The sequence below is a fragment of the Streptomyces sp. NPDC021749 genome (assembly GCF_040640655.1).
GTDB lineage: Bacteria > Actinomycetota > Actinomycetes > Streptomycetales > Streptomycetaceae > Streptomyces.
In genome coordinates, this window is sequence record NZ_JBFACE010000001.1 from 400,853 (window position 1) to 422,489 (window position 21,637).

At 69.7% G+C, this 21,637-nt stretch carries 18 protein-coding genes and 2 tRNA genes; 13 read left to right on the top strand and 7 right to left on the bottom strand.

Annotated elements, in window-relative coordinates:
• Window positions 1-25 precede the first annotated feature (25 nt).
• Window positions 26-1,447 (bottom strand): amino acid permease, encoded by a 1,422-nt coding sequence (locus AB0G35_RS01755; protein ID WP_360941989.1) that lies wholly within the window; start codon window positions 1,445-1,447, stop codon window positions 26-28.
• Window positions 1,448-1,668: 221 nt separating this feature from the next.
• Here AB0G35_RS01755 and AB0G35_RS01760 point away from each other — a divergent pair, with 221 nt between their 5' ends.
• From AB0G35_RS01760 to AB0G35_RS01770, 3 genes are all read left to right on the top strand, one after another.
• On the top strand, window positions 1,669-2,154 hold the full coding sequence (locus tag AB0G35_RS01760) for a ribose-5-phosphate isomerase (RefSeq protein WP_360941992.1): 486 nt from the start codon (window positions 1,669-1,671) through the stop codon (window positions 2,152-2,154).
• Window positions 2,155-2,231: 77 nt separating this feature from the next.
• Window positions 2,232-3,095, top strand: a complete 864-nt coding sequence (locus tag AB0G35_RS01765; protein WP_360941995.1) for a DNA-formamidopyrimidine glycosylase family protein — start codon at window positions 2,232-2,234, stop codon at window positions 3,093-3,095.
• A 157-nt stretch (window positions 3,096-3,252) separates the two neighbouring features.
• A complete protein-coding gene (locus AB0G35_RS01770) occupies window positions 3,253-4,398 on the top strand; it encodes a PP2C family protein-serine/threonine phosphatase (protein ID WP_360941998.1) in 1,146 nt (381 codons plus the stop codon).
• Between the two features lie 171 nt (window positions 4,399-4,569).
• On the opposite strand, the gene AB0G35_RS01775 is transcribed toward AB0G35_RS01770, so the two are convergent.
• Complete coding sequence (locus tag AB0G35_RS01775; protein WP_360942001.1) at window positions 4,570-5,751, bottom strand: acyltransferase family protein; 1,182 nt, start codon at window positions 5,749-5,751, stop codon at window positions 4,570-4,572.
• 580 nt (window positions 5,752-6,331) lie between these two features.
• On the opposite strand from AB0G35_RS01775, the gene AB0G35_RS01780 reads away from it, so the two are divergent.
• Window positions 6,332-6,526: a hypothetical protein gene (locus AB0G35_RS01780; RefSeq protein ID WP_030415520.1), complete on the top strand. Its 195-nt coding sequence runs from the start codon at window positions 6,332-6,334 to the stop codon at window positions 6,524-6,526.
• 93 nt (window positions 6,527-6,619) lie between these two features.
• Here AB0G35_RS01780 and AB0G35_RS01785 read toward each other — a convergent pair whose 3' ends face one another.
• Window positions 6,620-7,006: an arsenate reductase family protein gene (locus AB0G35_RS01785; protein ID WP_360942004.1), complete on the bottom strand. Its 387-nt coding sequence runs from the start codon at window positions 7,004-7,006 to the stop codon at window positions 6,620-6,622.
• Window positions 7,007-7,131: 125 nt separating this feature from the next.
• Window positions 7,132-7,202: transfer RNA gene (locus AB0G35_RS01790), tRNA-Gly, on the bottom strand.
• A gap of 215 nt (window positions 7,203-7,417) precedes the next feature.
• On the opposite strand from AB0G35_RS01790, the gene AB0G35_RS01795 reads away from it, so the two are divergent.
• The 5 genes from AB0G35_RS01795 (at window position 7,418) to clpX (ending at window position 12,207) form a co-directional block, all read left to right on the top strand.
• Window positions 7,418-7,494 (top strand) — tRNA-Pro (locus AB0G35_RS01795).
• A gap of 230 nt (window positions 7,495-7,724) precedes the next feature.
• Window positions 7,725-9,107, top strand: a complete 1,383-nt coding sequence (tig, locus tag AB0G35_RS01800; RefSeq protein WP_360942007.1) for a trigger factor — start codon at window positions 7,725-7,727, stop codon at window positions 9,105-9,107.
• Between the two features lie 297 nt (window positions 9,108-9,404).
• Entirely contained in the window at window positions 9,405-10,007 is a 603-nt protein-coding gene (locus AB0G35_RS01805; RefSeq protein WP_030415517.1) for an ATP-dependent Clp protease proteolytic subunit, read from the top strand.
• A 67-nt stretch (window positions 10,008-10,074) separates the two neighbouring features.
• The gene (locus AB0G35_RS01810) at window positions 10,075-10,752 is read left to right on the top strand and encodes an ATP-dependent Clp protease proteolytic subunit (RefSeq protein ID WP_030415516.1); all 678 of its coding nucleotides are present in this window, start codon (window positions 10,075-10,077) and stop codon (window positions 10,750-10,752) included.
• A gap of 171 nt (window positions 10,753-10,923) precedes the next feature.
• On the top strand, window positions 10,924-12,207 hold the full coding sequence (gene clpX, locus AB0G35_RS01815) for an ATP-dependent Clp protease ATP-binding subunit ClpX (RefSeq protein WP_360942010.1): 1,284 nt from the start codon (window positions 10,924-10,926) through the stop codon (window positions 12,205-12,207).
• 87 nt (window positions 12,208-12,294) lie between these two features.
• On the opposite strand, the gene AB0G35_RS01820 is transcribed toward clpX, so the two are convergent.
• Both AB0G35_RS01820 and AB0G35_RS01825 read right to left on the bottom strand, forming a co-directional pair.
• Complete coding sequence (locus AB0G35_RS01820; protein WP_360942013.1) at window positions 12,295-12,585, bottom strand: hypothetical protein; 291 nt, start codon at window positions 12,583-12,585, stop codon at window positions 12,295-12,297.
• 209 nt (window positions 12,586-12,794) lie between these two features.
• Complete coding sequence (locus AB0G35_RS01825) at window positions 12,795-13,733, bottom strand: hypothetical protein (RefSeq protein WP_360942016.1); 939 nt, start codon at window positions 13,731-13,733, stop codon at window positions 12,795-12,797.
• A 161-nt stretch (window positions 13,734-13,894) separates the two neighbouring features.
• On the opposite strand from AB0G35_RS01825, the gene AB0G35_RS01830 reads away from it, so the two are divergent.
• Complete coding sequence (locus AB0G35_RS01830) at window positions 13,895-16,516, top strand: valine--tRNA ligase (protein WP_360942019.1); 2,622 nt, start codon at window positions 13,895-13,897, stop codon at window positions 16,514-16,516.
• Here the strand turns inward: AB0G35_RS01830 and AB0G35_RS01835 are convergent.
• Complete coding sequence (locus AB0G35_RS01835) at window positions 16,482-17,663, bottom strand: hypothetical protein (RefSeq protein ID WP_360942102.1); 1,182 nt, start codon at window positions 17,661-17,663, stop codon at window positions 16,482-16,484. The two genes, AB0G35_RS01830 and AB0G35_RS01835, sit on opposite strands and share 35 nt — an antisense overlap.
• Window positions 17,664-17,990: 327 nt before the next feature.
• Here AB0G35_RS01835 and AB0G35_RS01840 point away from each other — a divergent pair, with 327 nt between their 5' ends.
• The 3 genes from AB0G35_RS01840 to AB0G35_RS01850 all read left to right on the top strand — a co-directional run bounded on the left by AB0G35_RS01840 (window position 17,991) and on the right by AB0G35_RS01850 (window position 21,374).
• Complete coding sequence (locus tag AB0G35_RS01840; RefSeq protein ID WP_360942022.1) at window positions 17,991-19,445, top strand: penicillin-binding transpeptidase domain-containing protein; 1,455 nt, start codon at window positions 17,991-17,993, stop codon at window positions 19,443-19,445.
• Between the two features lie 91 nt (window positions 19,446-19,536).
• Complete coding sequence (locus tag AB0G35_RS01845; RefSeq protein ID WP_360942025.1) at window positions 19,537-21,051, top strand: folylpolyglutamate synthase/dihydrofolate synthase family protein; 1,515 nt, start codon at window positions 19,537-19,539, stop codon at window positions 21,049-21,051.
• A gap of 2 nt (window positions 21,052-21,053) precedes the next feature.
• The gene (locus AB0G35_RS01850; RefSeq protein ID WP_360942028.1) at window positions 21,054-21,374 is read left to right on the top strand and encodes a DUF4233 domain-containing protein; all 321 of its coding nucleotides are present in this window, start codon (window positions 21,054-21,056) and stop codon (window positions 21,372-21,374) included.
• Window positions 21,375-21,637 lie beyond the last annotated feature (263 nt).

Consider the following 21,637-nt stretch of genomic DNA (forward strand, 5'->3'; position numbering starts at 1 on the left):
CCCGCCTTTTCGTCCGCTGCCGCCGTTACGCGCGGTCGGTGGTCCCGGCGGTCCCGACGGCCTCGGCGGGCTCCACCGCAGGCTTCGCCCGTCCCCGCCGCCGCTCCAGCACCAGCCCGACCGCCAGCACCACCACGGCCGCGACCACCGACAGCACCATCTGCTCCCGGCCGTCCGGGTCGTAGAACATGTAGCCCACGACGAAGACGATCAGCGCGATCGTCGCGTACGTCAGCCAGGGGTACAGCCACATCCGCACGGTCAGCCGCTCCGGTGTCTCCCGCTCCAGCGTCCGGCGCATCCGCAGCTGCGAGAAGCAGATGACCAGCCACACGAACAGCGCCACCGCGCCGGACGAGTTCAGCAGGAACTGGAAGACGGTGTCCTTCGACGTGTAGCTGAAGATCGTCGCGATGAAGCCGAAGGCGACCGACGCCCAGATCGCCACCGCCGGCACCCCGCCCTTGTTGACGGAGGCGAACGACTTCGGCGCATCGCCGCGCTGCCCCAGCGAGAACGCCATCCGGGAGGCCGTGTACAGCCCGGAGTTCAGGCAGGACAGCACCGCGGTCAGCACCACGACGTCCATCACGGTGCCGGCGTACGGGATGTCCAGCGACTTCAGCACCGCCACGTAGGGGCTCTTGAGCACCGCCGGGTCGTTCCACGGCAGCAGTGTCACGATCACCGCGATCGAGCCCAGGTAGAACAGCGCGATCCGCCAGATGACGCTGTTCACGGCCTTGCGGACGGCCTGCACCGGGTTCGGCGACTCGCCCGCCGCCAGCGTGACGATCTCGCTGCCCATGAAGGAGAAGACCACCAGCAGCATGCCGGAGAGGATCGCCCCCGGGCCGTTCGGCAGGAACCCGCCGTGCCCGGTCAGGTTCGTCATCCCCACCGCGCCGTCCCCCGGCGGCAGCCCGAAGACCGCCAGCGCGCCGACCACGATGAACACCACGATCGCCACGACCTTGATCCCGGCGAACCAGAACTCGAACTCACCGAACGAGCCCACCGAGACCAGGTTGGTGCCGGTCAGCACGATCATCACCAGCAGCGCCCAGGCCCACTGCGGGACGGCCGGGACCCACCCGGTGAGGATCGCGCCGGCCGCGGTCGCCTCGACGGCCAGCACCACCGACCAGAAGAACCAGTACAGCCAGCCGATCGTGAACCCCGCCCAGCGGCCCAGCGCCCGGTCCGCGTACGCCGAGAACGACCCGGAGGTCGGCGACGCCGCGGCCATCTCGCCCAGCATCCGCATCACCAGCACGACCAGCAGCCCGGTCAGGGCGTAGGAGAGCAGGATGCCCGGCCCGGCGGCGGCGATCCCGGCACCGGAGCCGACGAACAGCCCGGCGCCGATCACCCCGCCGATGGCGATCATCGACAGATGGCGGTTCTTCAGACCGGCCTGCAGCCCGTCCGGCGGGTGCGCACCCATGTGCACCGTCCTTTGCGCTTCGGGAAGGGAACTCCCGCATTAGATCTTCGTTAACCCGATGATTGGAAGGTCTGATCCGGGTTTGTTACCCGAAACACTGGACAGTGGCGTCCCTCACATGCGGACGGAAGGCAGAAGCGGATCCGCCGGCGAATCCGGAGCCACCACCACCGGCGGACCCGGCGGCGGCCGCCCGGGGCGGCGCGTGTCACACTCATCGCATGCGCGTGTACCTCGGCTCCGACCATGCCGGCTTCGAACTCAAGAACCACCTCGTCGAGTGGCTCAAGGCCCACGGCCACGAGCCCGTCGACTGCGGCCCCCACATCTACGACGCCCAGGACGACTACCCGCCGTTCTGCCTCCGCGCCGCGGAGCGGACCGCCGCCGACCCGGACAGCCTCGGCATCGTGATCGGCGGTTCCGGCAACGGCGAGCAGATCGCCGCCAACAAGGTCAAGGGCGTACGGGCCGCGCTGGCCTGGAGCGAGGAGACCGCCAAGCTCGGCCGCGAGCACAACAACGCCAACGTCATCTCCGTCGGCGGCCGGATGCACACCCAGGAAGAGGCGACCAAGTTCATCGAGGTCTTCCTGGCCACCCCGTACTCCGGCGAGGAGCGGCACACCCGCCGCATCGAGATGCTCTCCGCCTACGAGACCACCGGCGACCTCCCGGCCATCCCCGCCCACCACCCGCAGGGCTGAGCCCCGCCCGTTCGTCGCCGCCGCCCGCCCGCCCCGCAGCCCGGGGGCGGGCGGGCGCGCCCACTGGAGGACACCCCGTGCCCGAGGGCCACACCATCCACCGCCTCGCCGCCGACTACGCCGAGCGCTTCCTCGGGCGGAAGGTCCGGGCGACCAGCCCCCAGGGCAAGTTCTCCGACGGCGCGGCCCTCGTCGACCGCCAGGTGCTCGACACCACCGAGGCACACGGCAAGCACCTCTTCCTCGGCTTCGGCCCCGACCGCTGGATCCACATCCACCTCGGCCTCTTCGGCAAAGTCGGCTTCGGCCCCGCACCGTCCCCCAAGGGCCTCCGGCAAGCTCCGGTCCAGGGGGGACCCCCAGCACCGCCCACCGACACCGTCCGGCTGCGCCTGGCAACCCCGGACGCCCACGCCGACCTGCGCGGCCCCACCACCTGCGCACTGATCACCGACGCCGAGAAGCAGGCCATACACGACCGGCTCGGCCCCGACCCGCTGCGCCCCGACGACGACGGCGGCCGCGCCTGGCAGCGGATCTCCCGCAGCCGGACGAGCATCGCGGCGCTGCTCCTCGACCAGAAGATCATCGCCGGGGTCGGCAACGTCTACCGCGCGGAGGTCCTCTTCCGCCACGGCATCGACCCGTACCGCGCCGGACGCGATCTCACCCGCGCACAGTGGGACGCCATCTGGTCGGACCTGGTCGCCCTCATGCGCGAAGGCGTCCGGCACAACCGGATCGACACCGTCCGCCCCGAGCACACCCCCGAGGCCATGGGCCGCCCCCCGCGCGTCGACGACCACGGCGGCGAGGTCTACGTCTACCGCCGCGCCCCGCAGGACTGCCACATCTGCGGCACCGAGATCCGCACCGCCGGCCTCGCCGCCCGCAACCTCTTCTGGTGCCCGGGCTGCCAACCGGCCGGCGGCGCCGCGTAATACCCGCGATCGCGCCGTCCCACACCCCTCCCACCACCACTCATCGGACGTTCCCCGGCCGCGCGATCGCATTTCGAACGGGGTTTCCCGGCAATCGGCCGGGGTGACGTGCGGCGAATCGACGCGCCGCCGAACGGGTGGATAAGGTCCCAGAGCGATGACGAGTGGCCCGGGAACCGAAACCCTGACGGCCCGGGTGCACAAAGGTCTGCACCGGGCCCGCGTCGGCGTGCGCAAGGCCGGGGTCGACTACTTCCGCGGCGAGGGCTCCGACCACTTCGCACTGGCCGCCCTGCTGTTCGCCATCCCCGCCATCGCCGCGGGCACCCTCTGGCGCCCCGAATGGATCGCCCCGACCGCCCTGGTCCTCCCTGTCATCGCCGGCGGCCTGCTCCTCCGCCCGGCCAACCTCCTCGTCCTCTACGGCGCCTCCGCCGCCGCACTCGTCGTCGAAGCCGCGCTGTTCGGCCCGTACGAGGAAGGCCCCGACCGGATCACCCCGGGCACCGTCCTGGTCGTCGCCGCCGTCGGGCTCTTCGGCCTGCTCATCGCCCAGTTCCGCAGCCGCGTCGGGGTGCCCTGGCGGCGCGGCGGCACCATGCTCTTCGACCTGCGCGAACGCATCCGGGTCCAGAGCAAACTGCCCCGGCTCCCCAAGGGCTGGCACCACGAGATGGCACTGCGCCCGGCCGGCGGCCAGTCCTTCTCCGGCGACTTCGTCGTGGCCTCCCGCACGCACGGCGGCAGCATCCTCGAAGTCGTCCTCACCGACGTTTCCGGCAAGGGCATGGACGCCGCCTCCCGCGCCCTGCTGCTCTCCGGCGCCTTCGGCGGCCTGCTCGGCTCCCTGCCGCCGCACGGCTTCCTCCCGGCGGCCAACGGCTACCTCCTCCGCCAGGACTGGGACGAGGGCTTCGCCACCTCCATCCACCTCGTCCTCGACCTGGAATCCGGCGACTACGAACTGCTCTCCGCGGGCCATCTGCCGGCCCTCCAGCTCAGCGCCGGCAGCGGCCGCTGGGAGGAGAAGCCGGGGGACGGGCCGCTGCTCGGCGTCTACGACGGCGCCCAGTTCGACCCGGTCAAGGGCACCCTGCGGCCCGGCGACGTCCTGATGCTCTTCACCGACGGCCTGGTCGAGGCCGCCGACCGCGACATCGCCGAGGGCATCGACCGCCTCACCGGCGAAGCGGACCGCTACGTCGCCAGCGGCTTCGCCGGCGCCGCCTGGCACCTGATCGAGGCCGTCGCCAAGGACGTCAACGACGACCGCGCCCTGCTCCTCATCTGCCGCGACGCCTGACACGGCGGGGCCGCTCGGGGCTTCCGGGCGGGGTTCTCCGCCCGCCCCCTCCGGGTCCGTACGGCTCGTCGGCACCGAAATCAGCCGAACGAGTGAGCGTTGCCTCGCCGGCCTGCACATCCTGTCCCGCACCGCGGGACCGCTCACCGCTCGCGTGCTCCCCGGGCCGGCTCAGGCGGGGGTCTGGGGCTGCTGCTGCCGGGGCACCGCCGGCGCCGCCTCGTCCGCCGGCCTGCGGAACGCCCAGTCCATGGTGGGCTCCATCGCGAACCGGAAGACCTTGCGGACCGGCGGTGTGCACAGCGCCGTCACGATGCCGCCCGCGAGCAGCGTGACCGCGATCTCGCCGAGCGGCGTGTGCAGCCACGCGTAGTCGTCGAACCAGCCCCAGAACCGCGAGCCCTTCGCCAGGAAGCCGTGCAGCAGATACCCGTACAGCGTCCCGGCGCCCAGCACCGTGAACCAGGTCCGCCGGGTCGGCACCCAGGAGAAGAAGCACGCCACGAGCACCATCGAGCAGCCGAAGAGCGCCAGCGTCATCACGATGCCGATCCACCAGGTGGTGCCCAGCTCCTGGGCACTGTCACGGTGGTAGAACCACGCCGAGCTCATCCGGGGCGCCGCCCAGTAGGCCATCACCAGTGCCGCCGCGAAGATCGGCACGGACGCGATCCGGACCGCCCGCCGCTGGACCAGCCGGAAGTGCTCCGGCCGCAGCGACAGCCCGAGCACGAAGAAGGGGAGGAACTGCAGCACTCGCTGGAGGTCCAGGTCGTCACCGATGTCCGGCGAGACCGACGCGAGGACGGCGATGAGCACCGCGAGCGGGATCGGCCAGCGCACGACCTTCCACAGCGGCGTGGTCAGTCGCCAGATGAACAGGGCGATCAAGAACCAGGTCAGGAACCAGGGGTCGAGCAGGCTGATCGGGTGCCCCGGATCGTCGTCCGCCCAGCGCTTGAAGAACGCATACGCGGTCTCAAAGAGGACGTACGGGACGACGACCCCGGTGACCAGGCGCTGCAGCCGGTCCCTGCGCATGTCGAAGCTGCGCGAGAAGTAGCCGGAGATGATGATGAACGCCGGCATGTGGAAGGTGTAGACGGTCATGTAGAGCGCCTCGGCGGCGCGGCTGCCGTCGGTCAGCGGCTCCCATGCGTGCCCCATCGCCACCAGCACGATGGCCAGGTACTTCGCGTTGTCGAAGAAGGCGTTCCGCCCCCCGCCCTTCGCCGGGGGCGCCGATGCCCCCGCCGGCTGCTCGGCGGACTCCGTACGGCCGGGCCCGTTCGTACCCGCCGCCTCCCGGGCAGGCGGGAGGACGCGGCGCGGTGTGGGGGCAGCGGGAAACATTCCAGGCACGATAGCGGCGCCCGGCGAATGCGTAAAACCGTCGCCACACCTTTCGCTATTTCATCCGGTGGGTCCGTCGATATGACCTGGATAAATGCCGCCGGGAACGAGCCGTTGACGGGGTGTCGCCGCCACTTCGGTGACCCTTTTGCGGCACTTGATACCCTCAAATCGGGTGATATCCCCTGAGAACGACGCCGAGGAAATGTCTACTTTCGTGGCACTGTGCGGCGCCGCATGTTCCGCCTGGTGATGCTCTTCGCTGTGCCCGTAAAACAGTGGCGGAGCTCACGGATAAACAATTGGCGAGTACGCGGGAAGTGACCGTCGTTGATCGCGGAATGCCGCGGCGCGGTAATTGCGGCGAGGGGTGGCGGGGGAGGGGCGCGCGGAAGCCGTCGCGGCCGGCGGCGGCTCGGGCCCGCCGGTCCGTCACCGGCGGCCGGAATCGGGCAAAGCGTTGGCCGATGATTCGTCACCGGCCTGCAGTGGGCATGGAGTTGGTGGCACGATGGTGCCGGGGGGTGTGCGCGGCATGCTCCCGGGCCGGTGAGGCGTTCCGACCAAGGGTGTGATCAGTGTGGCTCTGTCGCTGTCAGTTGTGCTGCTGTTGGGGATCATCCTGATCGTGCTGATCAGAGGGAAGTCGATCAAGGCGGGCCCGGCGCTCGTGGCCATACTGTTCGGCTTCTTCCTCGCCTCCACCGGCATGGCGCCGTCCATCAACAGGTTCCTCAACTCCCTGGCGGACACCATCAACCACATCACGTTCTAGGCGTCCGGACGCCCGGACGCCCGGACGTCCTCCGCCCACGAGGCCCCTGCCGGCCCCTGCCGGCCCCTGCAACGGCGTTCGGACGAGCGACGTTCAGAGGTTCCGTTCCTGTTCGCCCCCGGTCCGTGCCACCGCTTCGCGTACGGCTTCCTCGCTGCGGCCCACCACCGCCGAACCGTCGTCCGCGGTGATGATCGGCCGCTGGATCAGCCGGGGATGACCGGCCAGCGCCGCGATCCACCGCTCGCGCGCATCCTCGGTGCGCTCCCACCCCCCGAGCCCCATCTCCTTCGCCTCGGCCTCCTGGGTCCGGGTGATGTCCCACGGCTCCAGGCCCAGCCGGGCCAGGACCGCGCGCAGTTCCTCCGCGCTCGGCGGATCGTCGAGGTACCTGCGGACCGTGTACTGCGCGCCCTCTTCGTTCAGGATGTCGACCGCGGAACGGCACTTGGAACATGCGGGATTGAGCCAGATCTCCATCCGGCCACTTTATTGAAACCGCCGCACCGGTTCCGTGCCGCCCCGGCCGTTCCGGAAGGCGGAAGAGGGCGGAAGAAAACGGAAAGCGAAAAGCCCCGGCCGACCGGCCGGGGCTTTTCCTCAAGAGCGGGCGACGGGAATCGAACCCGCGTAGCTAGTTTGGAAGACTAGGGCTCTACCATTGAGCTACGCCCGCAGGCGCCACAGGTCGTCGGACCTCGGCACGCAGTGCATCCTAGCGGGTCGCGGCGGTGTCCCGCACATCCCTTCCCGCGGTCGGCGCCCCGTGCCGCGTACGCCGGCGCGGACATTCCGCGCGCCGCCCGCCGGTCGTCCCCCTGACTGCCACCGGGCCTCGCGATAACTGGCAGCCGTACCGCGTCCGGCCATGTACCCTACGTGTCGCACCGACGGGGTGTGGCGCAGCTTGGTAGCGCGTCCGCTTTGGGAGCGGAAGGTCGTCGGTTCGAATCCGGCCACCCCGACCAGCAGGACCTCTGTCCGACAGGGCCCGTCCAGTGGAGCCCGGCCCCTCCGAGGGCCCGCCCGGACCGCCGGGCGTTCAAGATCACGTTGTCGGCGTCATCCTCCTTGCGGTTACTATGCAAACTGCGTGCCCGTGTGTCTGTGTACCGGGCGGATCGGCAGGGCCCGGATCAGCCGGGTGCCGGCGGATCTCAAGCAGAACCCCAGAAGTCAGCCCCAAGGAGACCGAACCGTGAAGAGCGCCGTGGAGACCCTGAACCCGACTCGGGTTCGGCTCACTGTCGAGGTGCCCTTCGAGGAGCTCAAGCCCAGCCTCGACGCGGCGTACAAGAAGATCAACCAGCAGGTCACGGTGAAGGGCTTCCGCCAGGGCAAGGTCCCGGCGCGCGTCATCGACCAGCGGTTCGGCCGTGGCGCGGTGCTGGAGGAGGCCGTCAACGACGCGCTCCCGAAGTTCTACACCGAAGCGGTCAACGAGGCCGAGCTGAACGTCCTCGGCCAGCCCGAGGTCGACATCACCGAGCTGAAGGACGGCGAGACGCTGAACTTCACCGCCGAGGTCGACATCCGCCCCACCCTGGAGATCCCGGACTACTCCGGCATCGAGGTCGAGGTCGACGCCGTCGAGGTGTCGGACGAGGACGTCGACAAGTCGGTCGAGCAGCTGCGTGAGCGCTTCGCCACGACCAGCCCGGTCGAGCGCGCCGCCCAGGACGGCGACGTGCTGACCGTGAACCTCGAAGCCAAGGTCGACGGCGAGGTCCTGGAGGACGGTGTCGCCCAGGGCGTCACGTACACCGTCGGCTCCGGCGAGCTGCTCGACGGCATCGACGACGCGGTCAAGGGCCTGGAGGCCGGCGGCAGCGCCACCTTCACCTCCGAGCTCAAGGGCGGCTCCGCCCAGGGCAAGGAGGCCGAGGTCACCGTCGAGGTCACCGAGGTCAAGTCCCGCGAACTCCCCGAGCTGGACGACGACTTCGCCCAGCTGGCCAGCGAGTTCGACACCCTTGAGGACCTCAAGGCGGACAGCCGCAAGCGCCTTGCGCAGATGAAGAAGTACGACCAGGCCACCCAGGCCCAGGAGAAGGTCCTGGACGAGCTGCTGAAGCTCGTCGAGGTCCCGATGCCGGAGAAGCTGCTCGCGGACGAGATCCAGACCCGCAAGCACAACCTGGAGCACCACCAGCTCGGCCAGATGGGTCTCGACCTCAAGAAGTACCTGGAGATCCAGGGCAAGACCGAGGAAGAGTTCGACGCCGAGACCAAGGAGCAGGCGGAGAAGGGCATCAAGACCCAGTTCATCCTGGACGAACTGGTCAACAAGGAGAAGCTGAACGTCAGCCAGGAGGAGCTCACCGAGCACCTCATGCGCCGCGCCCAGTCCTCCGGCATGTCCCCCGACCAGTTCGCCCAGGCCGTCGTCGAGGGCGGCCAGGTGCCGATGCTCGTCGGTGAGGTCGCCCGCGGCAAGGCCCTCGCGGTCGTCGTCGAGGCCGCCACGGTCAAGGACACCAACGGCGAGGTCGTCGACCTCGACGACGAGGACGAGACGGCCGAGACCGTCGAGGCCGAGGGTGCCGAGGCCGAGGCCGCGGACGAGAAGCCCGAGGCGTAAGGCCCCGGGGGTCCCGCGACCCGCGCAGAACGACTGATCAACGGGCCCGAACACGCACGTCCGCGTGTTCGGGCCCGTCCGTCGTACCGCCCGGTGAGCCTGCGCTCACAGCGAACAGTTGACAATGCGGGATGGCGTTGTCCGACCTGCGCGTTAGGGTCCGTAGATACGAGGGCAGGGGAGTCCCTGAAACCGCGCCGGGGCGACATACGGCGCCCGATCCCCGCGCCCCAGAAGACGACGCTGTGACGGCCCCGAGCCGTCCGACAACGAGCAGGTGGACACGTGACGATCCCGATGCCTTCCGCCGCCGCTGAGCCGACCTTCGGTGGCCTCGGCGACCAGGTCTACAACCGGCTGCTCGGCGAGCGGATCATCTTCCTCGGCCAGCCGGTCGACGACGACATCGCCAACAAGATCACCGCGCAGCTGCTTCTCCTCGCCGCGGACCCGGACAAGGACATCTTCCTCTACATCAACTCCCCGGGCGGCTCGATCTCGGCCGGCTTGGCGATCTACGACACCATGCAGTACATCAAGAACGACGTGGTGACGATCGCGATGGGCCTCGCCGCCTCCATGGGCCAGTTCCTGCTGAGCGCCGGTACGCCGGGCAAGCGCTTCGCGCTGCCGAACGCCGAGATCCTCATCCACCAGCCCTCCGCGGGCCTGGCCGGTTCCGCGTCGGACATCAAGATCCACGCCGAGCGGCTGCTGCACACCAAGAAGCGGATGGCGGAGCTGACGGCCTTCCACACCGGCCAGACGGTCGAGCGGATCACCCAGGACTCCGACCGCGACCGCTGGTTCTCCGCCGACGAGGCCAAGGAGTACGGCCTCATCGACGAGGTCATGACCTCCGCCGCCGGCGTTCCGGGCGGGGGCGGCACCGGGGCCTGAGCCCCGTACCACTCGCCCCTCAGCCACCCCAGCCCACTTGATCGCCACCAGGACGGTGAACACCACGATGAACAACTTCCCCGGCAGCGGCCTCTACCAGCGCCCGGAGTCCGAGTTTTCCGGCCCGCGCGCGGAGTCCCGCTACATCGTCCCGCGCTTCGTCGAGCGCACGTCCCAGGGCGTGCGCGAGTACGACCCGTACGCGAAGCTGTTCGAGGAGCGAGTGATCTTCCTCGGCGTGCAGATCGACGACGCCTCGGCCAACGACGTCATGGCGCAGCTGCTGTGCCTGGAGTCGATGGACCCGGACCGCGACATCTCGATCTACATCAACAGCCCCGGCGGCTCGTTCACGGCGCTCACGGCCATCTACGACACGATGCAGTTCGTGAAGCCGGACATCCAGACGGTCTGCATGGGCCAGGCGGCCTCCGCCGCGGCCGTGCTGCTCGCGGCCGGCACGCCCGGCAAGCGGATGGCGCTGCCGAACGCCCGGGTGCTGATCCACCAGCCGTACAGCGAGACCGGCCGCGGCCAGGTCTCCGACCTGGAGATCGCCGCCAACGAGATCCTGCGGATGCGCACCCAGCTGGAGGACCTGCTGGCCAAGCATTCCTCCACGCCCATCGAGAAGATCCGCGATGACATCGAGCGTGACAAGATTCTGACCGCCGAGGAGTCCCTGGCGTACGGTCTGGTCGACCAGATCGTCTCGACGCGCAAGTCGTCGGTCTCGATCGGCTAGCGGTTCTTCGCACAATGCGCCGGAGTGTTGCCTCCTTGGACCGGTTCGGGATCGAGTGAACCGAGTCGGTCCAAGGGGGGCCCGTACGGGGGGCCCGGCAAGGTACCGTCGATAGGCAAGCACCCGGGTCCGTTGGAGCAATGCGGATCCCAGGCGAAGGGGAAGCACCTCGTGGCACGCATCGGTGACGGCGGCGACCTGCTCAAGTGCTCATTCTGCGGAAAGAGCCAGAAGCAGGTGAAGAAGCTCATCGCGGGACCTGGTGTGTACATCTGCGACGAGTGCATCGACCTCTGCAACGAGATCATCGAGGAGGAACTCGCCGAGACCTCCGAGGTGCGGTGGGAGGAGCTCCCCAAGCCCCGGGAGATCTACGAGTTCCTGAACGGCTACGTCGTCGGCCAGGAGCCCGCCAAGAAGGCGCTGTCGGTCGCCGTCTACAACCACTACAAGCGGGTCCAGGCGGGCGAGAACGGCCCCGGCCGCGGCGATGAGGGCATCGAGCTCGCCAAGTCCAACATCCTGCTGCTCGGGCCCACCGGCTCCGGCAAGACCCTGCTCGCGCAGACCCTCGCCCGGATGCTGAACGTCCCCTTCGCGTTTGCCGACGCCACGGCGCTGACCGAGGCCGGCTATGTCGGCGAGGACGTCGAGAACATCCTCCTGAAGCTGATCCAGGCCGCGGACTTCGACATCAAGAAGGCCGAGACCGGCATCATCTACATCGACGAGATCGACAAGGTCGCCCGGAAGAGCGAAAACCCGTCGATCACCCGTGACGTCTCCGGCGAGGGCGTCCAGCAGGCCCTGCTGAAGATCCTGGAGGGCACCACCGCCTCGGTCCCGCCCCAGGGCGGCCGTAAGCACCCCCACCAGGAATTCATCCAGATCGACACCACCAACGTCCTCTTCATCGTCGGCGGTGCCTTCGCCGGCCTGGAGAAGATCATCGAGGCCCGGTCCGGCGCCAAGGGCATCGGCTTCGGCGCCACGATCCGCTCCAAGCGCGAGATCGAGTCCAAGGACCAGCTCCAGGACGTCATGCCGGAGGACCTGGTCAAGTTCGGCATGATCCCCGAGTTCATCGGCCGCCTCCCGGTCCTCACCTCGGTCCACAACCTCGACCGCGAGGCGCTCCTGCAGATCCTCGTCGAGCCGCGCAACGCGCTCGTCAAGCAGTACAAGCGCCTCTTCGAACTCGACGGCGTGGAGCTGGACTTCGACCGCCCGGCCCTGGAGGCCATCGCCGACCAGGCCATCCTCCGCGGCACCGGCGCCCGCGGCCTGCGCGCCATCATGGAGGAGGTCCTCCAGGCGGTGATGTACGAAATCCCGTCCCGCAAGGACGTCGCCCGCGTCGTCATCACCGAGGACGTCGTCCACTCCAACGTGAACCCGACCCTGGTCCCCCGCACCCGCGGCGACTCGGGCGAGCCGCAGGAGAAGAGCGCGTAACCCGCGCCCTCCACGACGGACATACGAGAGCCGCCCGGCAGCTGGTGCTGCCGGGCGGCTTTGATGGTCACGGCTCGGACCAGGCGTTCAATCCTTGAGGCCCAGCTCGCAGGCCTTCATGGCATGCTCCGGCTTCACGTGTATCTGCCCCAAGATGATTCGGCAGAGGCTGAGGTTCGCGCTTCGTACCAATATGTTGCCGCTGCCCACGAGGCTGCACGCCTGTCGTGCTTTGGGCCCGACCGTGTATCCGTCGGCCAGGTACGTCGTGCAGTGCCTGGTGTTGGCCTGAGCCGGCGCGCTCGCGACGATCGGCAGTGCACCAGCCGCCACCGCTACTACCGTCGCCGAGGCCAGGAGGCGTACTGCTTTGTGCATGACAACCCCCTCTTGTTGATCTTTCGGTCAACGCGAAGGTACCAGCTGGTGAATCGCCTTACTTGGCGTGTATGAGGTTTTCGGTCAACGTTCTGCTGATTCACCGGCACATGAGCGAAAGGTGCTCGCCGAGGGGCCTCGCCGAGCACCTTGAGCCTCCACGGCCTGCCCGTGCCGCCGTCCCCCACAAACGGCGCGCGGGGCGTCGGCTACTTCTCCTTGCGGACCTCGTTGCGGATCTTGGCGGTCTTCTCGGAGAGTTCTTCGGCGCCGGGGGTGGTGGCGGTGGTGCCGCCGTTGGGGTTGGGCGCGGCGGCCATGGTGACGGCGCCGATGGCGCTGTTATCGCCCCAGATGCAGGTCGAGACGTTGACGGGCACGGACATGCCGCTCTGCGACACCGTGAACTTCTGTGTCCGGCACTTCATCACCGCGCCGTCGAAGTCGTCCGGGGAGTACTCGGTCGTCGAGGTGACGTCCTCGACCTTGGCGTTCCCCATGGTCTTCTTCTGGTTCTCGTCGACCTTGGCGAACATCTGGCTCACCGTGCCCTCGGGGTCGGCGATCTGACCGTAGATGCCGTGCAGGCTCATGGACATGCCGTCTACGGACTTGTAGCTGGCCTCGACCCCCTTGGCGTTGGTGATGCCCATCGCCTTGGCTTCCTTGTCGTTGCTGAAGTCCTCGGTGCCCCCGGCGCCAGGGGCCTTGGCCTTCTTGAACTGCCCGCTCAGCAAGCTCTTCGGCGTCGAGATCGTGTACGGCTTCACGTCGCCGCCCGAGCCGAAGACGAAGTACGCGCCGACGCCGATGGCGGCGACGACGGCGACGGCGCCGATGATCAGGCCGATCTTCTTGCCGTTGCCGCCGGACTCCTCGGGGCCCTGGGGGATGACGCCGTAGGGGGTCTGCTGGCCGCCGTACGGGGGCTGCTGGCCGTAGGCGGGCGGGGCGGGCTGCTGGGGGTAGCCGTAACCGGGCTGAGGGGCCTGCTGCGGGTAGCCGTAGCCCTGCTGCCCGGGCACCGGGCCGCCCTGCTGCGGGTAGCCGTAACCGGGCTGGGGGGCCGGCGGCTGCTGCGGCTGGCCGTACGGGCCGGGCTGCTGGGGCTGCCCGTACGGGCCGGGAGGCGGCTGGTTGAAGCTCATGGAGCGGTTCCCCTCGTGACAACTGAAGACAGTTGAAGTTCTGCGTGAAGTTCTGCGGTGCTTATGCGCTGCCGACATCCTGTACGACGGCACCGACAGCCGTTGCCCCGGGGGTGAAACCGATTCGAAGCTGGTACATGGGCGCCCGTACACTGTCCGTCGTGACCGAGAACACTCAGCAGAGCAAGCACAGCGCCCCCGAACTGCCGACTCAGTACACGCCGGCCGATGTAGAGGGGCCGCTGTACGAGCGCTGGGTAGAGCGGGGCTACTTCGAGGCGGACGAGAAGAGCGACAAGCCGCCGTACACGATCGTCATCCCGCCGCCGAACGTCACCGGCTCCCTGCACCTGGGCCACGCCTTCGAGCACACCCTCATCGACGCCCTCACCCGCCGCAAGCGGATGCAGGGCTACGAGACGCTGTGGCAGCCGGGCATGGACCACGCCGGCATCGCCACGCAGAACGTCGTCGAGCGCGAGCTCGCCAAGGAGGGCGTCTCGCGGCACGACCTCGGCCGGGAGGCGTTCGTCGAGCGGGTCTGGCAGTGGAAGAACGAGTCCGGTGGGCAGATCAGCGGTCAGATGCGGCGGCTCGGTGACGGCGTCGCCTGGTCGCGCGAGCGGTTCACGATGGACGAGGGCCTGTCCAAGGCCGTCCAGACGATCTTCAAGCGGCTCTACGACGACGAGCTGATCTACCGCGCCGAGCGGATCATCAACTGGTGCCCCCGCTGTCTGACCGCCATCTCGGACATCGAGGTGGAGTACCAGGAAGACGACGGCGAGCTGGTCTCCATCCGGTACGGCGAGGGTGACACGTCGATCGTCGTCGCGACGACGCGTGCCGAGACGATGCTCGGTGACACCGCGGTCGCCGTCCACCCGGACGACGAGCGGTACGCCCATCTCGTCGGCACCGAGATCGAGTTGCCGCTGACGGGGCGGCGGATTCCGGTCGTCGCGGACGAGCACGTCGACCCGGAGTTCGGCACCGGAGCCGTCAAGGTCACCCCGGCGCACGACCCGAACGACTTCGAGATCGGGCAGCGGCACGGTCTGCCGAGCCTGGCCGTCATGGACGAGCACGCGGTCATCACCGCGCACGGCCCGTTCCAGGGCCTGGACCGCCTGGAGGCCCGCAGCACCATCGTCGGTGCGCTGCGCGCCGAAGGCCGGATCGTCGCCGAGAAGCGCCCGTACACCCACTCCGTCGGGCACTGCTCGCGCTGCAAGACGACCATCGAGCCGCGGCTGTCGATGCAGTGGTGGGTCAAGGTCGGCCCGCTGGCGAAGGCGGCCGGGGACGCGGTCCGGGACGGCAAGGTCGCGATCCACCCCAAGGAGATGGAGTCGCGGTACTTCGGCTGGGTGGACAACCTCCACGACTGGTGCATCTCCCGGCAGTTGTGGTGGGGGCACCGCATTCCGGTCTGGTACGGCCCGAACGGCGAGGTCGCCTGCGTCGGTCCGGACGAGGAGCCGCCGAGCGGCGAGGGCTGGCACCAGGACACCGACGTCCTCGACACCTGGTTCTCGTCGGGCCTGTGGCCGTTCTCCACGCTCGGCTGGCCCGAACGGACCCCGAGCGTCGAGAAGTTCTACCCGAACTCCGTCCTGGTCACCGGCTACGACATCCTGTTCTTCTGGGTCGCCCGGATGATGATGTTCGGCCTGTACGCGATGGACGGCACCCCGCCGTTCCACACCATCGCGCTGCACGGCATGGTCCGTGACCAGTTCGGCAAGAAGATGTCCAAGTCCTTCGGGAACGCGGTCAATCCGCTGGACTGGATGGACGAGTACGGATCCGACGCCGTCCGCTTCACGCTCGCCCGCGGCGCCAACCCGGGTGTCGACGTGCCGATCGGCGAGGCCTGGGTCCAGGGCTCCCGCAACTTCGCCAACAAGATCTGGAACGCCACTCGCTTCGCGCTCATGAACGGCGCGACGGTGGAGGGCGAACTCCCGCCCGCCGAGGAGCTGTCGGCGACCGACCGGTGGATCCTCTCCCGGCTGAACTCGGTCGTCGCCGAGGTCGACGCGTACTACGACGACTACCAGTTCGCGAAGCTGTCGGACACCCTCTTCCACTTCGCCTGGGACGAGGTCTTCGACTGGTACGTCGAGCTGTCCAAGACCACGTTCATGGCGGGCGGGCCGGCCGCCGAGGCCTCCCGCCGGGTCCTGGGCGAGGTCCTGGACGTCACGCTGCGGCTGCTGCACCCGATCGTCCCGTTCGTCACCGAGACGCTGTGGACGACGCTGACCGGCGGTGAGTCGCTCGTCATCGCCGAGTGGCCTTCGGACTCGGGCTTCCGCGACGCGGCCGCGGAGCAGGAGATCGAGACCGTCCAGCAGGTCGTCACCGAGGTCCGGCGGTTCCGCTCCGACCAGGGCCTGCAGCCCGGCCAGAAGGTCCCGGCACAGCTGGACCTGTCCGGTACGGCGCTGGCGCCGCACGAGGCCGCGATGCGGGCACTGCTGCGGCTGCAGCCGGCCGGTGACGACTTCCAGGCGACCGCCTCGCTGCCGGTCGCGGGCGCCACGGTCGCGCTGGACCTGTCCGGCACCATCGACGTCGAGGCGGAGCGCAAGCGGCTGACGAAGGACCTGGCCGCCGCCGAGAAGGAGAGGGCGCAGGCCACCGCCAAGCTCGGCAACGAGGCGTTCCTCGCCAAGGCGCCGGAGAAGGTCGTGGACAAGATCCGCGGCCGGCTGGGCACCGCGGAGGCCGACATCGAGCGGATCACCGCGCAGCTGGCGGCTCTGCCCCAGGCGTAGCACCCTTCCAGGCCGCAGGCCCCTCGTCCGTACGGGCGGGGGGCCTGCGGCGTCCCCGGCCCCGTCCCCGCGCGCCCCGCTCACGGACCGGCCAGAGCAGGACGTACGCCGTGGAGACGGCCACGAAGGCCAGACGGATCAGGCCGCGGGCGGAGTCGTCGGGGACCGCGAAGACGCTGCCGTAGAGGATCAGCAGCGCGAGCCAGCTCCACCAGGGGACCAGGCGGCGCTGGCCGATCACGTCCCACAGGAGGGTGCCGAGCAGCACCGACGCCGTGTAGTAGGTGTAGACGCTGGGGTCGAGGACGATCCGGGCGTTGGCGCCGAGCAGGACGACGGCGGCCCAGCGGCCCCGCCAGACGGCGATCGAGCCCAGGGCCAGCCCGAGGGCGGCCTGCGCCGGGCGGTCCCAGCCGGGGGTCTCGGGGTCGCCGACGCCCAGCCAGCGCAGCGCGGACGCCGGGTGGTTGGGGATGGCGAACTTCGCCGCGGCGAACGACTGCGGATCTCCGACGAAGAACGGCAGCCAGGCGACGGCCACCAGGGCCGCGCACCACAGGCCGGCCCGCAGCCACTTCTCCCGGGGCAGCGCGAGCAGCAGCGGGAGGAAGGCCAGGGCGGTGGGCTTGGAATCCATCGCCAGGGCCAGGAAGGCGCCGGTGAGGGCGGCGTCGCCGCGGGTCACGGCGCGTACCGCGAGGGTGGTGAAGAACAGCGCGAGGACGTCGTCGAGGTGGCCGAAGCGGACCGCGACCTCGATCCACATGGGGATGAAGGCCAGCCCGGCGATCAGGACGCGCTGCCGCAGCCGCTGGTGGTTGGTGCCGGTGCCCAGGAAGTGGTGGGCCGCGCTGCGCCCGGCCAGGACCACGATGACCAGGCCGAGCAGCGACATCAGGGCCGCGGCGAGGAACTGGCCGGTGGCCTCGGGGAACGGGTTGAACAGCCCGGCGGTCAGGAAGCTGATCGGGCCCATCTGGAGCTCGGGGTGGTGCGCGTAGAGGTTGAGGCCGCCGGTGCCGTCGCCCGCGGTGCCCTGGTAGATCAGCTCGCCGCCGGTGCGCAGGTAGTGCCAGGAGAATCCGCCGTGCGGTTCGACGACCGCGAACCACAGGGCGGTCCAGGCGGTGAGCAGCACCAAATGCATCCGCTGACTGATTGCCGGCACGCCTGTTCAGCTCCTGCTTCCCGTTCGCCGTGGTCCTCTTGTGCGGTCCCGTAGGACGTGCTGCCGCCTGTGGGGGGTGCGGGGGAGCCGCACGGCCCGCCGTGGAAGAGGGCGGAGCGGGGCAGAAAGTTGTCCCGGCCGGGCAGGTCTGGTCGATTCGGCCCGTTAAGACCGTTCTCATGGCGTTCTCATGAAGCCGAGGCACGGTGGACCGGAATGCCGGAGTCCCCGAACGCCGGAGTGCCGGAATACCGACATGCCGGAGTCCGGTGGAAACCGCCCGTCCCGTCCCAGGAGCCGCGCCCCATGAACAAGCCGTTGCGCCGGGTCTCGGTGTTCTGCCTCGCCCTGATACTCGCACTGATGGGCTGGGCCACCTGGATCCAGGGGGCGAAGGCCAGCGACTACAAGGAGGACTCGCACAATCCGCGGGTGGCCATCGGCAAGTACGCGGCGCCGCTGGGCAACATCCTCGTGGACGGCCGGCCGGTCACCGGATCCGCCGCCACCTCTTCCACGCTCAAGTACAAGCGCACCTACAAGGACGGCCCGCTCTACGCCCCGGTGACCGGCTTCACCTCGCAGATCTTCGGCAGCAACCAGCTGGAGAGCCTCTACGGCGACCTCCTCGACGGCTCCGACAGCCGGCTGCAGAGCCCCGCCGACGCGCTGACCCGCACCCGGGCCAAGGGCGGCGACGTGGCCACCACCCTCGACTCCGCGGTGCAGAAGGCCGGCTACCGGGCGCTGGACGGCAAGAAGGGGGCCGCGGTCGCCCTCGACCCGGCCACCGGGCGGATCCTCGGCATGGTCAGCACCCCGTCGTACGACCCGGGGACGTTCGCCGGGTCCTCCGCCGCCGACCAGAAGGCCTGGCAGCGGATGTCCCGCGACGCGGACCACCCCGAGGTCAACCGGGCGCTGCGGCAGCCGCTGCCGCCCGGCTCCACCTTCAAGCTGGTGGTCGCCGCGGCCGCCCTGGAGAACGGCCTGTACTCCTCGGTCGACGAGCACACCGACAGCCCCGACCCGTACCGGCTCCCGCACACCCGCACCACGCTGAAGAACGAGAACACCGCCGCGCCCTGCAAGAACGCCACCATCCGCACCGCACTGCAGTACTCCTGCAACACCGTGTTCGCAAAGATGGCCGTCGACCTGGGCAAGGACAAGGTCAGGGCGCAGGCCGAGAAGTTCGGCTTCAACGACGGCAAGGTGGACACCCCGGTCCGCGCCGCCAAGAGCGTCTACCCGAACGACATGGACGAGGCACAGACCGCGCTCTCGGGGATCGGCCAGTTCAACGACCAGGCGACCCCGCTCCAGATGGCGATGGTCACCTCCGCGATCGCCAACGGCGGCGAGCTGAAGACCCCGCAGCTGGTCGACCGGCTGACCGACGGCGGCGGCAACACCGTCCAGCAGAACGAGCCGGCGGCGTACCGGGACGGCCGGACCATGTCGACCCGCACCGCCGCCCAGCTGCGGTCCGCGATGCAGACGGTGGTGGACGAGGGCACCGGCTCCCACGCGAAGATCGGCGGACTGACCGTCGGCGGCAAGACCGGCACCGCCCAGCACGGCGTCGACAACAGCGGTACGCCTTACGCCTGGTTCGTCTCGTACGCGGAGGACGGCAACGGGCACCAGGTGGCGGTGGCCGTGATGGTCGAGGACGGCCACGCCGCCCGCAACGAGGTCTCCGGCAACGGCCTGGCGGCCCCGGTGGCGCGGGCGATGATGAAGGCGGCACTGGGGTAGCGGGGAGCTCGCCGAGGCCCGGCGCGGCGCGCGGCGGGCGACGGGGCAGCGCACCGCCGCGCTGTCACACGTGCCTCGTAGACTTGTCGTCGTGAGCGAGCGCCCCCGAAACGACGACCCCGACCCGACCGACGCCTTCGACGAAATGGTCGAGGCGGAGACCGACAGAGACCCCGACCTGGCGGTGATCGAGGCCGGCAGCCGGACCCTGCGTGCCCAGGCCGGACCGCCGCAGGGGGACCCGATCCCCGCCCGGCCGGCCGACCCCGAGGTCGACCGCGCGCTGCGGGCCGTCGAGGAGGAGCTGGCCGGCCGCTGGGGCGAGACCAAGCTCGACCCCTCGGTGCAGCGGATCGCGGCGCTGCTGGACGTCCTGGGCTCGCCCCAGCGGGCGTACCCGTCCATCCACATCACCGGCACGAACGGCAAGACCAGCACCGCCCGCATGATCGAGGCGCTGCTGGCCGCCTTCGACCTGCGCACCGGCCGGTACACCAGCCCGCACGTCCAGTCGATCACCGAGCGGATCAGCCTGGACGGCAGCCCGATCTCCGCCGAGCGCTTCATCGAGACGTACCACGACATCGCGCCCTACCTGGAGATGATCGACGCCCAGCAGGAGTACCGCCTGTCGTTCTTCGAGGTGCTGACGGCCATGGCCTTCGCCGCCTTCGCGGACGCCCCGGTGGACGTCGCGGTCGTCGAGGTCGGCATGGGCGGCACCTGGGACGCGACGAACGTGATCGACGGCGACGTCGCCGTGGTCACCCCGATCTCCCTCGACCACACCGACCGCCTCGGCGAGACGCCCGAGCAGATCGCCGGCGAGAAGTCCGGGATCATCAAGAAGGACGCCACGGTCGTGCTGGCCCAGCAGCCGGTGGACGCCGCGTCGGTGATGCTCAAGCGCGCGGTCGAGGTGGACGCCACGGTCGCCCGTGAGGGCATGGAGTTCGGGGTGCTCTCCCGTGAGGTCGCGGTCGGCGGGCAGATGCTGACGCTGCGCGGGCTGGGCGGCGAGTACCCGGAGATCTTCCTCCCGCTGTACGGCGCCCACCAGGCGCACAACGCCGCGGTGGCGCTCGCCGCGGTCGAGGCGTTCTTCGGTGTGGGTTCGGACCACGCCCGCACGCTCGACATCGACACCATCCGCTCCGCGTTCGCCGCGGTCGCCTCGCCGGGCCGGATGGAGGTCGTCCGCCGCAGCCCCACGGTCGTGCTGGACGCCGCGCACAACCCCGCGGGCGCCCGTGCCGCGGCCGAGGCGGTCACCGAGGCGTTCGGCTTCAGCCGGCTGATCGGCGTCGTCGGCGCCAGCGACGACAAGGACGTCCGCGGAGTCCTGGAAGCGTTCGAGCCGATCTTCGCCGAGATCGTGGTGACGCGTAATTCCAGCCATCGTGCGATGGATCCGGACGAACTGGCGGCCGTCGCGGTGGAGGTCTTCGGCGCCGAACGGGTCCAGGTCGAACCGCGGCTCGACGACGCCCTGGAGGCGGCGATCACCCTTGCGGAGGAAGAGGGCGAGTTCTCCGGTGCGGGCGTGCTGGTGACGGGCTCGGTGATCACGGTCGGCGAGGCCCGACTGCTGCTGGGAAGGGGCTGACCGTGCGCACGCTCTGCGCGAGCACTCTGATAGGCGAATTCTTCGTGATCGGCTTCGCCGGCCTCGTCGCGATGCAGCTGACGGACATCCCGACGGCCACGATCTGGACGGTCAGCGGCATCGCGATGCTGTTCAGCGTCCTGCTGTGCGGCATGCTGACCCGCCCCGGCGGCGTCCAGCTCGGCTGGGCCCTCCAGATCGCCCTCATCGCCAGCGGTTTCGTGATCCCCACGATGTTCTTCCTCGGCGCGGTCTTCGCGGCCCTGTGGTGGGCCTCGGTCCACTTCGGCCGCAAGGTGGACGCGGCGAAGGCCGCTGCCTGATTCACCCCACGTACCCGGCTGCGCCGCCGTGCTCGTTGCTCGCCGTCGCGCGCTTGGCGGCGCCGCGTACGTACTTGACTGTCCCGCCGCGGTCGTTGCTCGCCGTTGCGCGCTTGGCGGCGCGGCGTACGTATTTGTCTGCGGCGCCGCGGGGCTTCTCGCCGTTGCGCGTTTTGCGGGGCCGCGTACGTTGTCGGCTGTCCCGCCGTGGGGCGTCTCGCCGTTGCTCCCCCACGCCTTTCAGGCAGTGGGGGAGCAACGCC

What these genes read in the sequence shown, in the direction of transcription:
- AB0G35_RS01755 (WP_360941989.1), bottom strand. Translation starts at nt 1,447, where the DNA reads ATGGGTGCGCACCCGCCGGACGGGCTGCAGGCCGGTCTGAAGAACCGC.
- AB0G35_RS01760 (WP_360941992.1), top strand. Translation starts at nt 1,669, where the DNA reads ATGCGCGTGTACCTCGGCTCCGACCATGCCGGCTTCGAACTCAAGAAC.
- AB0G35_RS01770 (WP_360941998.1), top strand. Translation starts at nt 3,253, where the DNA reads ATGACGAGTGGCCCGGGAACCGAAACCCTGACGGCCCGGGTGCACAAA.
- AB0G35_RS01775 (WP_360942001.1), bottom strand. Translation starts at nt 5,751, where the DNA reads ATGTTTCCCGCTGCCCCCACACCGCGCCGCGTCCTCCCGCCTGCCCGG.
- AB0G35_RS01785 (WP_360942004.1), bottom strand. Translation starts at nt 7,006, where the DNA reads ATGGAGATCTGGCTCAATCCCGCATGTTCCAAGTGCCGTTCCGCGGTC.
- AB0G35_RS01805 (WP_030415517.1), top strand. Translation starts at nt 9,405, where the DNA reads ATGCCTTCCGCCGCCGCTGAGCCGACCTTCGGTGGCCTCGGCGACCAG.
- AB0G35_RS01810 (WP_030415516.1), top strand. Translation starts at nt 10,075, where the DNA reads ATGAACAACTTCCCCGGCAGCGGCCTCTACCAGCGCCCGGAGTCCGAG.
- AB0G35_RS01820 (WP_360942013.1), bottom strand. Translation starts at nt 12,585, where the DNA reads ATGCACAAAGCAGTACGCCTCCTGGCCTCGGCGACGGTAGTAGCGGTG.
- AB0G35_RS01825 (WP_360942016.1), bottom strand. Translation starts at nt 13,733, where the DNA reads ATGAGCTTCAACCAGCCGCCTCCCGGCCCGTACGGGCAGCCCCAGCAG.
- AB0G35_RS01835 (WP_360942102.1), bottom strand. Translation starts at nt 17,663, where the DNA reads ATGCATTTGGTGCTGCTCACCGCCTGGACCGCCCTGTGGTTCGCGGTC.
- AB0G35_RS01840 (WP_360942022.1), top strand. Translation starts at nt 17,991, where the DNA reads ATGAACAAGCCGTTGCGCCGGGTCTCGGTGTTCTGCCTCGCCCTGATA.